This window comes from Acetobacterium sp. KB-1 (assembly GCF_003260995.1).
Taxonomy (GTDB): domain Bacteria; phylum Bacillota; class Clostridia; order Eubacteriales; family Eubacteriaceae; genus Acetobacterium; species Acetobacterium carbinolicum.
The window spans coordinates 1,671,803-1,685,729 of record NZ_CP030040.1 but is presented as its reverse complement, the minus strand read 5'-3'; the positions used below and the strand labels follow the sequence as shown (position 1 = coordinate 1,685,729).

At 44.3% G+C, this 13,927-nt stretch carries 9 protein-coding genes; 6 read left to right on the top strand and 3 right to left on the bottom strand.

Features of this window, described 5'->3' with window-relative positions:
* Positions 1-20: 20 nt before the first annotated feature.
* Complete coding sequence (locus DOZ58_RS07745; RefSeq protein ID WP_162624472.1) at positions 21-3,905, top strand: hypothetical protein; 3,885 nt, start codon at positions 21-23, stop codon at positions 3,903-3,905.
* Positions 3,906-4,085: 180 nt separating this feature from the next.
* Here DOZ58_RS07745 and DOZ58_RS07740 read toward each other — a convergent pair whose 3' ends face one another.
* From DOZ58_RS07740 to DOZ58_RS07730, 3 genes are all read right to left on the bottom strand, one after another.
* Positions 4,086-4,583: a hypothetical protein gene (locus tag DOZ58_RS07740; protein WP_111887786.1), complete on the bottom strand. Its 498-nt coding sequence runs from the start codon at positions 4,581-4,583 to the stop codon at positions 4,086-4,088.
* A gap of 198 nt (positions 4,584-4,781) precedes the next feature.
* Positions 4,782-6,077, bottom strand: a complete 1,296-nt coding sequence (locus tag DOZ58_RS07735; protein ID WP_111887785.1) for a glutamate-5-semialdehyde dehydrogenase — start codon at positions 6,075-6,077, stop codon at positions 4,782-4,784.
* A 13-nt stretch (positions 6,078-6,090) separates the two neighbouring features.
* Entirely contained in the window at positions 6,091-7,188 is a 1,098-nt protein-coding gene (locus tag DOZ58_RS07730; protein WP_111887784.1) for a tyrosine-protein phosphatase, read from the bottom strand.
* 110 nt (positions 7,189-7,298) lie between these two features.
* Between DOZ58_RS07730 and hemW the strand changes: the two genes are divergently transcribed.
* The 5 genes from hemW to dnaJ all read left to right on the top strand — a co-directional run bounded on the left by hemW (position 7,299) and on the right by dnaJ (position 13,760).
* Positions 7,299-8,477: a radical SAM family heme chaperone HemW gene (gene hemW / locus DOZ58_RS07725; RefSeq protein ID WP_111887783.1), complete on the top strand. Its 1,179-nt coding sequence runs from the start codon at positions 7,299-7,301 to the stop codon at positions 8,475-8,477.
* Between the two features lie 149 nt (positions 8,478-8,626).
* Positions 8,627-9,661, top strand: coding sequence for a heat-inducible transcriptional repressor HrcA (gene hrcA, locus DOZ58_RS07720; protein WP_111887782.1), 1,035 nt, complete (start codon positions 8,627-8,629; stop codon positions 9,659-9,661).
* 8 nt (positions 9,662-9,669) lie between these two features.
* Positions 9,670-10,233: a nucleotide exchange factor GrpE gene (grpE, locus tag DOZ58_RS07715; protein ID WP_111887781.1), complete on the top strand. Its 564-nt coding sequence runs from the start codon at positions 9,670-9,672 to the stop codon at positions 10,231-10,233.
* A gap of 115 nt (positions 10,234-10,348) precedes the next feature.
* Positions 10,349-12,178, top strand: a complete 1,830-nt coding sequence (gene dnaK / locus DOZ58_RS07710; protein WP_111887780.1) for a molecular chaperone DnaK — start codon at positions 10,349-10,351, stop codon at positions 12,176-12,178.
* 409 nt (positions 12,179-12,587) lie between these two features.
* Complete coding sequence (gene dnaJ / locus DOZ58_RS07705; RefSeq protein ID WP_111887779.1) at positions 12,588-13,760, top strand: molecular chaperone DnaJ; 1,173 nt, start codon at positions 12,588-12,590, stop codon at positions 13,758-13,760.
* Positions 13,761-13,927 lie beyond the last annotated feature (167 nt).

The window sequence follows — 13,927 nt, the reverse complement described above, 5'->3', positions numbered from 1 at the left end:
ACGAGATGAGGAGTCCGCAGATGATAAAAAAAATAAAAGATAAGGATAGAGGAAAAAGCATGAAAAGAATGGGTGTCCCGATTTTATCGACGGCATTGCTGATTTCCATGGCATGTTCGTCAGGGGTTTATGCGGCTGATGGAACCCTTGACACCTCAGCGGCTTACGGCGTACAGTATAAAACGCATATTCAGGATATCGGTTGGGAAGGCTATTGGGTTACGAATGGTGATTTATCCGGGACAATCGGACAGGGCAAACGTTTGGAGAGCTTACGGGTTGAACTTGTCGGTGGCGTTCCGGTAACGGCGAATATACAGACCTATGTTCATGTTCAAAATAAGGGTAATTTAGGTCCCTTTGTCATGGGAAACATGGCCGGGACTGAAGGTCAGGGCCTGCGTCTGGAAAGCATCCGGTTGGTACTAAATAATCTTCCTGGCTATACTCTTCGTTATAATGTTCAGGTACAGAATGAAGGCTGGCTGAAGGATATTAATGACGATGCGACTTGGTTTATAAGCGGCGAAACAGCAGGCACAGCAGGAAAAGGATTGCGATTGGAAGGAATCCGGATCAAACTGGTAGCGGTTGATGAAAACATGCAGGCTTATTATTCGGCCTTGGCTGCTGTTAATGAATACGACTATACCAAGGCGTCCTGGGCGGATTATCAGGATATAGTCAATGAAAATATCGTTGATTCGGAAAATACGGTTGATGAGATTAAAACAGCCACTAGAAATATTAAGGCAGCTCAAGGTAATCTGGTCAAAGGTAAAATCATGTCCGGATATATTACTGCCCTTCAGGCTGTCAATGAAGCTGAATATACCCCTTCATCCTGGTCTGATTATATGATGGTGGTGGAAGACAATGTGGTCGATCAAGACAACACTCAAGCGGAAATCAATATGGCAACCCTTAATATTATGGATGCTCAAAAACAGCTTCAGTTTAAGGTAAACCTGACTGACTACGAAAAGGTACTGGCATCAGTCCGGGAAGAAGACTATACCGAACCATCCTGGTCAGTGTACCAGAATGTCTTGACCGCTAATGTTATGACCGAAGCAAATAGCCAGATTGAAGTGAATACTGCAGTGAATCGGATTAAACTGGCCCAGAATAAAATGGTGCGAAAGTTTGACTTTTCGGCATACAATGCACTTCTTAATGCGGTGAAGGAAGACGATTATATTGAATCATCTTGGTCGGTTTATCAGTTAATCGTTGATGATAATCAGGTTGATGAGGATGATACCCAGACCGATATCGAAACTGCGATTAAAAATATTGAAGCTGCTCAGGCGCGACTGGTAAAAAAGGCCGATCTTAAATATTATCAGGCAGCTCTTGATGCAGTCAATAAAAATGATTATACCACGGCCTCCTGGACGGAATATCAAAAAGCCATCAATACAATCATTGTAAATGTGACCAGTAATCAGGATGTGGTCAAAGCTGCGGTTGAAAATATCCTTGAAAACCAGAAAAAACTGGTACCTGCAGCGGATATGACCTATTATGAAATGGCTCTTGAAGCCGTTGGGCGTGATGACTATACCTCGGCCTCGTGGTTGGCCTATCAAAAAGTCGTCGATGCTAATGTCGTAATTCCGACGGATGGTCAGGAAGCGGTCAACCAGGCGATTCTAAATATCGAAGCAGCGCAGAAAAAGCTGGTGAAGGGTGCCAATCTTGATACTTACAAGGAAGTGCTGGCAGCGGTCAACAGTGATGGCTATACTTCGGCCTCCTGGGATAAATACCAGAAGGTAATTAGTAGAAATGTTATGACGGGAGATAAAACCCAGGCTCAGGTCGATGCGGCAACCGAAAAAATCCGGATCGCCCAGGCCGCACTAATTGAACGCGGTAGTCTGGATTTACCTGGCGGATATAACGAAACGATTGCCTCAAAAAGCGAGATTGATTATACCTCGACTTCCTGGGCAACCTATGACAAGGTGCTTAATTCCAATTATATGGATGCCGATAAATCTCAGGCTCAGATTGATACTGCAGTTCGAAATATTAAAAGAGGCCAGTTGGGTCTTAAAAAAGCGGGAGATCTAACGGAGTACCTGTACTTAGTCGAAAACAATAAGAACCTTGGAATCCCGATGGTACAAGGACAATATACATCGGCTACCTGGAATGTTTATCAGAAGATTCTTGACAAAAATGAAATGAATCGTGACAAAACCCAGACCCAGATTAATTCGGCGGTGGTAGCGATTGAACGGGCCCAGAAAAATTTGAAATTAAAGGGTGACATGACAGAATATAACGCTACCCTGGCTCTAGTGAAGGAAGCGGACTATACCGTTGCCAGCTGGTCGGCTTATCTAAAGGTGGTTATGTCGAAAGACAATTACATGAATGGCGATAATGATGAATCAGCGATAAAAGTAGCAATTGGTAATATTAAGCTGGCACAAACGACTGTGCTTAAGAAAAAAGGCAATGTCGATGATTATAATCGACTGATTGCCAAGTATGTGGGCCAACAGGATAAATTTACAACCAAGGGCTGGAATGCTTATATGGCAGTATTGGCCAAATATGTGATGACAACGGAAAATACCCAGGATCAGATTCAGTCAGCGATTACCTTTATCACTCTGGCGCAGGAAGAACTGCTTAATAACCCATCGGCCTACTTAGGCGAATACACGCGGGTGCTGGGATTAGTAGATGATGAAAGTTCCTATACGCCGGAATCATGGACGGCTTATATGGTAGTTGTCAATAAGTATCGAAGTATTACTAAGGATAGCCTTCAGAGTGATGTGGATAAGGCAACAGCGGCCATTTTAAAAGCGCAGTCAGATACCTTAGTCAGACAGAATGGCACCGAACTAAAAGCTTTCCAAAAGGTATTGGAACTGTATCAGAATAACTATCGTTCCGGTTCCGGTAATTTCTATGAGATCAATAAGAGGATCAGCAACTGGGAAATTTATGAACAGGCAGTGTTGCGCTATGCCAGCTTCTATGAAGATTACACCTGGAAGCCGTCGGCGATTACCACCCTGAGTAAGCCGGAAGAAATTACCGCGGCAACCAATGCGATTGATATAGCGATTCGGGCATTACGACCCAAGACAGAGCTAGGTTTGGATGGGGCGATTGCAAGCTACGAAGCAGTCAAAGCGGCAGCGATCCCCTGGAATAATGCGGCAATTGCAATGGAGTACACAGAAGATAGTTTTGAAGCTTATGCAACCATCTGCAGAGCTAATGATTTACAGAACCTGATCATTGATTCGACGGGAACCCTGATGACCCCAACCCTGATTAACAATGCCGCAGCAAATATTCAAGGGGCAATGGATTATAAAAAGCCGGTTCTACGGGCAAAAGATGGCGATGTTCAGAAGTTCCAGTTTGAAAAGAACTGGTACACTGAATTCAAGAAGGATTACTATACTAAGGCGCGTTGGACAGCTTATGAATCAAAAATTACAACTACGTATTATGATCTGGATCATCCGGAAAATATAGAGCAAACAAAGATTCAAGCCGATACCAACACCATTACGGCATTACGTGAAGCGTTAATCTACAATGCTTCGTACATCATGGAACAGGCGCGAATTACGGCAACCAATTTAGGTTCGTTTAGTGTTAGTGGTACGCAGAATAATGTGATTGAAAGAACAAAAGCACTGATGAGTGGTATTAGTGGTTTGGAAAACTTTAATATTGCCAACTACAGCGTGACCTATATGCAAATAACCGGTGATGGAAAGGGAACAGCAACTATTAATCCTGATGGAAGCATCGCTTCTATCGGAGATGGCAAGGCGACGGTTAAAATCAGTATTCAGGCCTTAAATGATACTGTTTCAACTGAAATTGTAACAACCGGAGAACTGACACTCACTATTATTCCCTAAGAATTTGATCTTCTTGCAAAATGATGATTCGATGATTAAACAAATTTTTGTAACAGATCTGAAGGTATACCTTCAGATCTGTTTTTTTTACTGGTAATAAGTTGGTGATGCGAAGAGTCATAAACATAAAAAGGGCTTAAAGTCATGACTTTAAGCCCTTTTTATGTTTAATTCATGTAATCACGAAACTTCGTTCACTACAACTTCCATCCCGGCCAGATCAAACCCGTCCTCACAGTAAACCGAATAGCCATAGGTTCCGGCAGTCCAGGTGGCCAGACCGGCTTTTCCGTCGTCATACTGGAATAGAACTGCCGCTCCGGCAGTAGTGGTTTTGGTCTGACTGTTACTAAACTGAGTATAAACCCCGGCGATGTTTTCCATCCCGGAGTCAGCCTTTCGAGTCGTGTAGGCCACACCGTCCAGAGTAAAATCAGCCTGAGCAAGATTGTCAGCAATGGTAAAGTATTTTACATCCGTAATCCCGGTGGGTAAGCTTTCAAAACTAAAGCCGATGGCTTCCTTAATTGCTTCCAGGGACGCCTGTTCCACCATCGGGTTGGAAATTTCAGTTTTGGAATCATCTTTTTTCTCAGCAGCTGGTGTGCAGCCGGTAAAAAGAAGGGCAGTAAGAGAAATAAGAATCAAGCTGACAAAGATTATTTTCTTTGATTTCATAGAGCACCTCTCTTTAATTATGTGATAGGGGTTCGTTTTCTTGTCATGTGATTGATAATTATTGATGGCGATTGGGAATAACCAAGGGGTCAGACCCTCGCCCCTGTGACCCAGGATTAGCAGAGTAGTAAAAATTTTAACCAGCTTAACGCATTAGTTCGTAGGGGGGGGTAGTACCCGCCCGCACACCGTAACCAATCATATCGGGCAGTCCGTCTTCTGGGCCACATGAGTAAAATGACTTTTGCCACTGGCATAATCAGCCACGCATTGGCCATGGCCCAGTAGCTTAAACTTGTAACTCAGCAGTCCATCAAGCCCCACCGGGCCGCGGGCGTGAAGTTTGCCAGTGCTGATTCCGACCTCGGCGCCAAAGCCAAACCGGAAGCCGTCGCTGAAGCGGGTGGAACAGTTCCAGAATACTCCGGCAGAATCCACCAGCGTCATAAAGGTTTGGGCAGTCGCTTCGGTGGTGGTTAAAATCACATCGGTATGACCGGAGCCATAGGTGTTGATGTGATTAATGGCAGCAGCCAGATCAGGAACAATTTTGATTGAAAGGATATAATCGAGGTATTCGGTTTTCCAGTCCACTTCGGTAGCCGCTTCCACTGGGATAATCGCCTGGGTGGCGGGATCACCCTTGATATGAACACCCTTTGCTTCGAGTGCGGTTTTAAGTGTTGGCAGTAGCGCCGCCGCAATTTTTTCATTAACCAATAGCGTTTCCAAGGTATTGCAGGCGGCTACATATTGCGTTTTGGAATCAACGATAATTGCCACAGCTTGCGCCAGATTGGCGTCCTCATGTGCATAAACATGGCAGATCCCGTCAGCATGTCCCATTACGGGGATGTTGGAATTGTTCATAATATATTGAACAAAGTGATTAGAGCCCCGGGGAATAATCAGATCAATATACTGATCCAGAGCCAGCATGGCCGTGACGTCTTCGCGGGTTTCCAAATTTTGAATCCAATTAGTGGGCAGACCTACTGAGGCAGTGGCCTCATGAATGATTTTGGCGAGAATACGATTGGTTTCCAGAGCTTCGCGGCCACCTTTTAAGAGGACGGCATTGCCGCTTTTAAGACAAAGCGTGGAAATCTGCACAAAGGCATCGGGACGGGATTCAAAAATTACCCCAATAACGCCAATCGGACAGGTGACCTTGTAGAGATCAAGACCTTCATCCAGTTGTGTTGAGAGCTTGGTGGCCCCCAGAGGATCGGTGAGCTCGATCAGGCTGTGAATGCCCTCGATCACGTCATTGATTTTGTCAGCATCAAAGGTCAGGCGTTTAAGCAGTGGGGCGCCCAGCTTTTCCTCTTGAGAGCGTTTCATATCCGCCAGGTTGGCGGCGACAATGGCGTAGGTATTTTCTTCTAGTGCTTTGGCAATGGCAAGTAAACCAGCGTTTCGTGTTTTGGTATCGGTAGCGGCCAGTAAAATGCCGGCTTCCCGGGCAATTTTGCCCAATTGTTCCATTTGCATTGGCGTTTCCTCCTTATTTCGCTAATAAATTATCACGGATCTTTTTAAAATCTTTCTCCCGTAAATCGGTTTTTTCCATTAAATAGGTTTCAACATTTCCAAAATGAGTGTTGACATAATCCATCGAAGTCTTTAGCCAATCCGGCTTGACACCGTAAAATTCCCAGAGGTGATAATTCTCGATGCCTAATTCCTCGGACATGATATTGCCCAGGAGGTTATAGCTTTCGTCGAAGGTCAGGTTGGTAAGGGTGTAATCAGAAAGGATCACATCCTCTTTTACGCCTAAAATGCTTAAAATCAGATAAGTCATAAAACCGGTGCGGTCCTTGCCGTTGGTGCAATGGTAAAGAATGGGGGATTCAGAAGGTTCAGTTAAATACTTAAGCACCTCGGCGAAGCGTTGGGCCCGATCTTCGGTCTGGAGCTTATAGATACGACGCATAAAGGCATCCACCATGCCCGGCTGGGTAAAATCTTTGTGATCCAGTCCCATATCATCGCCGGAGAAAATTGGCAACAGGTGATACTCGGCTGTTTTGGGCAGGCGGTCAACCTGTCGTTCGGCTTTGGATTTGTTTCTAAAATCAAAGACATGTTTGAGTCGCAGCGCGGCAAAATAAGACACATCTTTATCGGACAGATGGGCCAGTTCTTCACTGCGGATAACCTTTCGCCATTTTATCTTTCGGCCGTCCATTCCGGTATAGCCGCCGATATCCCGAATATTAATCGAGTTTTCGAGTTGGATCAGACGTTTGCCGAGCTGGGTTTCGTCACAGAAGATGAGGTTATTTTCATCTTTGAAGTTATATAGGATTCGTCCGTTTGGCGCAATCAGACCCGGATAGGCGTTTTTTTCCTGATCGGCTTTTGGGGCAGGATGAACCTCTGCCGGGAGAATTGTTTTAAGTTGCTCTGGATCGATGCGTGCCGCGGTTTGCTGGTTTGCCGCTTTAGAACCTGCGGCCTTGATCGCTTTAGAGGCAGGCTGAGCGGTAGTGATGGTTTTTGACGACTTCTTTTTGTCAAGCAGTTTTCGTACCAGAAAATAGGCTGGAACGATTGCAGCTGCGCCGGCAATGATGGCAATGGTGGTTACTTTTTTCATTGATGATTTCCTTTCTGTGACTTCGTTTAGTTTCTAATTATAGGTAATGACTATGTTATAATTATAGCATAAATCAAAGAAAAAAAGTCTTTAAAATGCGAGGAGAATGAATGAATACCACAAAAACTAAGGCGTTAGGTAGTCAACCCAAAAATACACTAGGTATTTATTGCCATATCCCTTTTTGCAAAAAAAAATGTGCCTATTGTGATTTTACTTCTCTTTCCGCCCAGAGCGAGGAGCGGATTGGGGAGTATTTTGATGCACTGGAAAAGGAAATAAGACGTCACAAGGAAATCAATGGTGTTTTACCGGCTGTGGACACCATCTATTTGGGGGGCGGTACCCCATCGTCGATTGCACCCGGTTATATTGAAAAAACATTGTCTCTTATAAAGGAAGTCTTTGTAATTGAGGATACGGCGGAAATCACCATTGAAATTAATCCGGGAACCTTAACAGAAGAGAAGGCCAGCCGCTATAAGAAAGCGGGGATCAATCGGATCAGTATGGGTCTGCAGGCCTGGCAGGACTTTCTGCTTCAAATCCTCGGTCGGATTCACAGCCAGTCGGATTTTATTAAATCGATGGAAATTTTAAAAAACGTCGGTTTTTCAAACATCAGCGTCGATGTGATGGTCGGTTTACCGGGTCAGAAACGATCGGATGTGATGGCGACACTGATCGCGCTGATGTCTTTTGCGCCCACCCATCTGTCGTGCTACAGCTTAATTTTAGAGCCGGGTACCCCGATGGCCAATTGGGTCGCAGCGGGGCAGCTAAATTTGCCCGATGAAGATGAAGAGCGGGAAATGCACTGGGCAGTCGATGCGTTTCTAAAAGAGCAGGGTTATGACCATTATGAGATTTCCAGTTACTGTAAGCCCGGCTATCAAAGCCGCCACAACATTAAATATTGGGAACTGGTGCCCTATCTGGGCTTTGGTCTGGGTGCCCATGGTTATTTTAATAGTCGGCGCTATGGTAACACCAATGCACTAAGTCAGTATATCGATGTCATCAAGGCCGGAGAATCCCCAGCAACATTAGAAGCTGAGATGACGCCCCGGGAAATGATGAGTGAGTGGATGTTTTTAGGTTTGCGTAAGCTTTGCGGCATTCGGGATAGTGATTTTTTTGCCCGTTTTGGCCAAAGTTATTGGGATCGATATGGTGAGGTCATAAAGCCGCTGATTGCTGATGGTTTGCTTAATTGGGATGGGTCATTTTTAAAGCTGACACCAAAAGGACAGGATTTTGGAAACCAGGTATTTATGGCTTTTCTATAGATGAAATCAGATCAAAAAAATATCTTAAGAAAACTTTAAAAGGTGAGCAAGCTATTATAGAAACTAGTTGACAATGTAGGGGGTAGGATGTTATATTTAACTCAGATGTTAGCACTCGATTATTGTGAGTGCTAATAACGAGGTGAATCATGGAACTTAACGCACGTAAAAAGAAAATACTTGAAGTGATCATCCGTGATTATATTAATACGGCCGAGCCGGTTGGCTCCCGGACCCTTTCAAAAAGATGTAACCTGGGTATCAGCCCGGCCACCATCCGAAATGAAATGGCAGATCTTGAAGAGTTAGGTTTTTTAGTTCAACCCCATACCTCTTCGGGACGGATTCCGACCCAGCAGGCGTATCGTTATTATGTGGATGAAATCATGGAGATTCAGAAACTTGAGAAGATGATCCGAACGGATATTCATCGGGGTTTTCTGGATCATACCACTGAACTGGGGCTGACGATGTCCCATACGGCGCAGGTTCTGTCTCAGCTAACCAATTACACAGCAGTGGTTCTGGCACCTCGGGTTACAAATTTTAACTGTAAGCATGTTCAGATTGTTTCATTAATTAAAAACAGGGTACTTATGGTAGTAGTGACCCAGGAGGGGATGGCCAAAAATATTGAGGTAACCCTTTCTCAGGAGGTAGACGCGATTCTGGCGCTAAAGCTTTCCAATGTGATTAATGGCTTTCTGAAAAACACCATTCTCAGTGACATGAGTTCGGAGCTTATTGATCAGATCCAGGAATTGTCACCAGCCGAGAGTAAGCTGATTCACGAAATTATCCCCCAACTTAAAAAAGTCTTGATGGAGGATGACTCGGAAGTTCACTCCACGGGGTTAACGAACCTTTTCAATTATCCGGAATTCAGTGATGTGAATAAGATTAAACAACTGATCAATATTGTTCAGGAAAAACAGGTGTTGTCGGAAATGATGACATCGAAAGACGGCAACCAGATCATCCGCATTAAAATAGGCAGTGAAAATGACAATGAAAACCTTAAGGATTTTAGCATCATTACCTCCACCTATGAACTGGATGGCGAGATGATGGGGGCCTTTGGCGTGATTGGGCCGACTCGGATGAACTATGACAATGTCTCATCGGTTCTCAATTACATACGTAATGAGTTAAATTTACATATCTCAAATTTATTAATGAAATAGGTGATTAAATGATAAAAGAAGAGGAAATCCAAACCATCGAAGAAAATGAACAAACGCTAAAAGAAGCTGACGCGGTAACCGACGAGGAATTAACAGATGACATTGACGAAACAGCATCGCCGGAAGAGGTATTAGAGAGTGTAAAGGAGGATGAGGCTGTATTGAATCGCTTGGTTCGACTTCAGGCTGATTTTGAGAACTTCAAAAAGCGAAGTCAAAAAGAAAAAACAGAAATGTATCAGTTCGCATCAGAAAACTTTGCTACCAAGCTGTTGCCGGTAATGGACAATCTGGAGCGGGCGCAAGCCGCCCTAATCGATGCCAGTGAGGAAGCCAAGGGCTATATTGACGGATTGGAAATGGTTTTTAAACAACTTAAGGATGTGCTCAAAGAAGAAGGTCTGGAAGAAATTGTTTGTGAAGGTCCCTTTGATCCAAATCTCCACCACGGTGTGGCGGTCGGTACAGATGAGCAAAAGGAAGACCAGGATATTATTGATGTTTTCCAAAAAGGTTACAAATTCAAGGGTAAGGTGATCCGACCAGCGATGGTTAAGGTTTGTAGCAAATAATATTAATTAAGACATAAACCGTCTAAAGTTGAAAATCTGCTGGTGGAAAGCACCAGTACTGAATTTTCATTTTAATAGAATAAACTAAAAAGCAAAATTACAGGAGGAAATAGATATGAGTAAAGAAAAAATTATCGGGATTGACTTAGGGACCACAAATTCGTGTGTTGCCGTTTTAGAAGGCGGTGAAGCCGTCGTTATCCCTAACGCAGAAGGAAACAGAACGACCCCATCGGTTGTTGCTTTTGCCAAAGATGGCGAACGATTAGTTGGACAGGTTGCCAAACGACAAGCCGTTACGAATCCGGACCGCACCATTTCATCAATTAAACGCGATATGGGCACCGATAAAAAAGTAACAGTTGATGATAAAAGTTATACCCCTCAGGAAATTTCAGCGATGATTCTGCAAAAATTAAAAGCAGATGCTGAAGCTTATCTGGGAGAAACGGTTACAAAAGCAGTTATTACGGTACCAGCGTACTTCAGTGATGCCCAAAGACAAGCGACCAAAGATGCTGGTCGGATTGCCGGGCTGGAAGTTTTAAGAATTATCAATGAACCAACTGCAGCCGCTTTAGCCTATGGCTTAGACAAAGATGCCAATGATAAGATCATGGTTTATGACCTTGGGGGCGGAACCTTTGATGTATCAATTCTGGAACTTGGCGATGGCGTTTTCGAAGTTAAATCAACCAATGGGAATAATCATTTAGGTGGTGATGACTTTGACCAGAAAATCATCGATTGGATGGCAGCAGAGTTTAAGAAAACCCACGGACTTGATCTTAAAAATGATAAAATGGCCCTTCAGAGACTTAAAGAAGCGGCTGAAAAAGCTAAAATCGAATTATCAACGGTTATGAAATCAGACATTAATTTACCATTTATTACGGCAACGGCAGAAGGTCCACAGCATTTGGAATTATCGCTGACCCGCGCTAAATTTGATGAATTAACTTCTGACCTGGTGAAGAGTACCATCGGACCAGTTGAAAAAGCCATGAAGGATGCCGGTCTTTCCAAGAATGAGTTGGACAAGGTAATCCTGGTTGGTGGTTCCACAAGAACACCGGCAGTACAGGATGCAGTTAAAAATATTACCGGTGAAGATGCGTATAAAGGAATTAATCCGGATGAATGTGTTGCGATTGGAGCAGCGATCCAGGCTGGTGTATTAGCTGGTGAAGTCCATGATGTATTACTCCTTGATGTAACGCCATTATCACTGGGGATTGAAACCCTGGGCGGTGTATTTACCCGATTAATCGACCGTAATACCACCATCCCAACCAAGAAAAGTCAGACCTTCTCGACCGCAGCTGATAATCAGACCGCTGTTGATATCCATGTTTTACAAGGTGAACGCGAAATGTCCAAGGATAATAAAACCTTGGGTCGATTCCAATTAACAGGTATTCCATCCGCACGTCGTGGTATTCCACAAATCGAGGTAACCTTTGATATTGATGCCAATGGGATTGTTAATGTATCTGCTAAGGATATGGGAACCGGGAAGTCTCAGAACGTCGTGATTAAATCCACCACGAATATGAGTGATGATGAGATTGATAAAGCCGTTAAAGAGGCAGAACAACATGCTGAAGAAGATAAACGCGTTAAAGCTTTAATCGAAGCGAAAAACGTTGCTGATTCCACCCTTTACCAGACCGAACAGTCATTAAAAGAAATGGAAGGCAAGATTTCAGAAGAAGATAAGGCCAAGGTTGAAGCAGCCATGGCAGAACTAAAAACAGCCAGCGAAGGCGAAGATGTGGAAGCCATTACCAAGGCTACCGAAGCTTTAAATGAAGCCTTCTATCCACTGGCTCAGAAAATGTATGAAGAAGCAGCAGCCCAACAGGCCCCAGACGAGCAAGAATCGTCTGATCAAGGTGATGATGATGATGTTGTCGATGCTGAATATGAGGAAGTAAAAGAGTAAGATTTGCCTGTAACCGGCAATAACCAGTGGCAGCCAAGGCTGCCACTCTTTTTCGTGGAGGCAACGAGCCATGTGGGAGCTTGCTCACATTTGGCGACTGCCCGCGAACGGCTCAAAACGCGGGTGAGCGTTTTGAAAAGTTTCGTGGAGGCAACGAGCCATGTGGGTTTGGTGTGCCGTACCGACAATTGTTACATCATGTTGTACGCATCGGAGCGGACACGGCATCGCCTGTCCGATTCCGCGGCGAACAACAGATTAACAATTGGTCGGTACTAATATTAAGGTTTGTTTCCAACTTTTGGGAATACCACGCTCTACGAAAAAAGGCTTTGACACGTTGCTTCAAAAAGGTATAATTAGTAGTTGGTTAGTTGGTGTTTAGGATTCAAAAGAGGTGAGAGTATTTATGAGTGAAAAAAGAGATTACTATGAGGTGCTTGGGGTCGGTAAAGATTCCAGCCCGGATGAGATAAAAAAAGCCTATCGAAAAAAGGCCATGGAGTTCCATCCGGATAAGAATCCGGGGGATAGTGTTGCTGAAGAAAAATTCAAAGAAGCGAATGAAGCCTATGAAATTTTAAGCGACGAGGAAAAAAAATCTCGTTATGATCAATATGGTCATGCAGGGGTTGACCCCAGTGCCGGCGGTTACGGCGGCGGTGGTTATAGTGGCGGTGGCTTTGGCGGTTTTGAAGATATCTTTGGCGATATTTTCAGTGCCTTTGGCGGCGGCGGCGGATTTAGTGGCAGTCGGGGCGGTCGTCGTTCCAACCGTGGGTCGGACATGAAGATCAATATCAATCTGTCCTTCCATGAGGCTGTTTTTGGTGTTGAAAAGAAGATTAAAATCAAACGTAACGAAGAATGTGGAACCTGTGGTGGCACCGGGGCTGAAAAAGGTTCAACGTCAAAAACATGTGATCAATGTGGCGGCTCTGGTCAGGTTTATGTACGGCAGCAAACACCTTTTGGAACGGTTCAACAGGTTCACACCTGCGACAAGTGCCATGGTGAGGGAAAAATCATTGATAAACCCTGTCCGACCTGTCATGGATCTGGCCTTGAATCCAAGGAACGCACCATCAGCATCAAGATCCCAGCCGGTGTATACGACGGCTCGATTCTACCACTAAGAGGTCAGGGTAATGCCGGGCCAAACCATGGTAGCACGGGCGATTTGCTTGTTTATATCAGTGTTCGGGAAGATCCGTTGTTTAAACGGAGCGACGATGACATTTACTATGAACTACCAATTACCTATGCCCAGGCGGCTATGGGAGACAGCATTGTAGTGCCTACCATTGACAGCAAGATCAAGCTTAAAATACCAGAAGGCACTCAAAACGGCAAGGTTTTCCGATTAAAAGGAAAAGGGGTCCCCAACGTCAATGGTCGTGGTCGGGGCGATCAGTTTATTACCATCAAGGTGGAAGTGCCACGTAAACTTAGCCGTGAACAGCGCCATGCCTTAAATGAGTATGCCAAGGTTGCGGGAGAAGATGCTCACCCTGAAGGCAAGCGTTTCTGGTCTCGCGTAGAAGCTGAGGCGAAGGAAAGTCATCCTAAAAAAGATGCCTGATCGTTTTAGGTTAGTATAAAGTTTTAAATGCCGGAGAAATCCGGCATTTTTTAGTTGACAAAGAAAAGCATGAGGCATATAATGAACCTACCAAAACATATCGAAATGATATGAATTAAGCAAGCCGTGTTCGGAAATATTAATTGAATTATAATTTTAAGGATAAT

Coding starts and splice junctions, on each gene's coding strand:
- DOZ58_RS07745 (WP_162624472.1), top strand. CDS start 21: ATGATAAAAAAAATAAAAGATAAGGATAGAGGAAAAAGCATGAAAAGA.
- hemW (WP_111887783.1), top strand. CDS start 7,299: ATGAATACCACAAAAACTAAGGCGTTAGGTAGTCAACCCAAAAATACA.
- grpE (WP_111887781.1), top strand. CDS start 9,670: ATGATAAAAGAAGAGGAAATCCAAACCATCGAAGAAAATGAACAAACG.
- dnaJ (WP_111887779.1), top strand. CDS start 12,588: ATGAGTGAAAAAAGAGATTACTATGAGGTGCTTGGGGTCGGTAAAGAT.
- hrcA (WP_111887782.1), top strand. CDS start 8,627: ATGGAACTTAACGCACGTAAAAAGAAAATACTTGAAGTGATCATCCGT.
- DOZ58_RS07730 (WP_111887784.1), bottom strand. CDS start 7,188: ATGAAAAAAGTAACCACCATTGCCATCATTGCCGGCGCAGCTGCAATC.
- DOZ58_RS07735 (WP_111887785.1), bottom strand. CDS start 6,077: ATGCAAATGGAACAATTGGGCAAAATTGCCCGGGAAGCCGGCATTTTA.
- DOZ58_RS07740 (WP_111887786.1), bottom strand. CDS start 4,583: ATGAAATCAAAGAAAATAATCTTTGTCAGCTTGATTCTTATTTCTCTT.
- dnaK (WP_111887780.1), top strand. CDS start 10,349: ATGAGTAAAGAAAAAATTATCGGGATTGACTTAGGGACCACAAATTCG.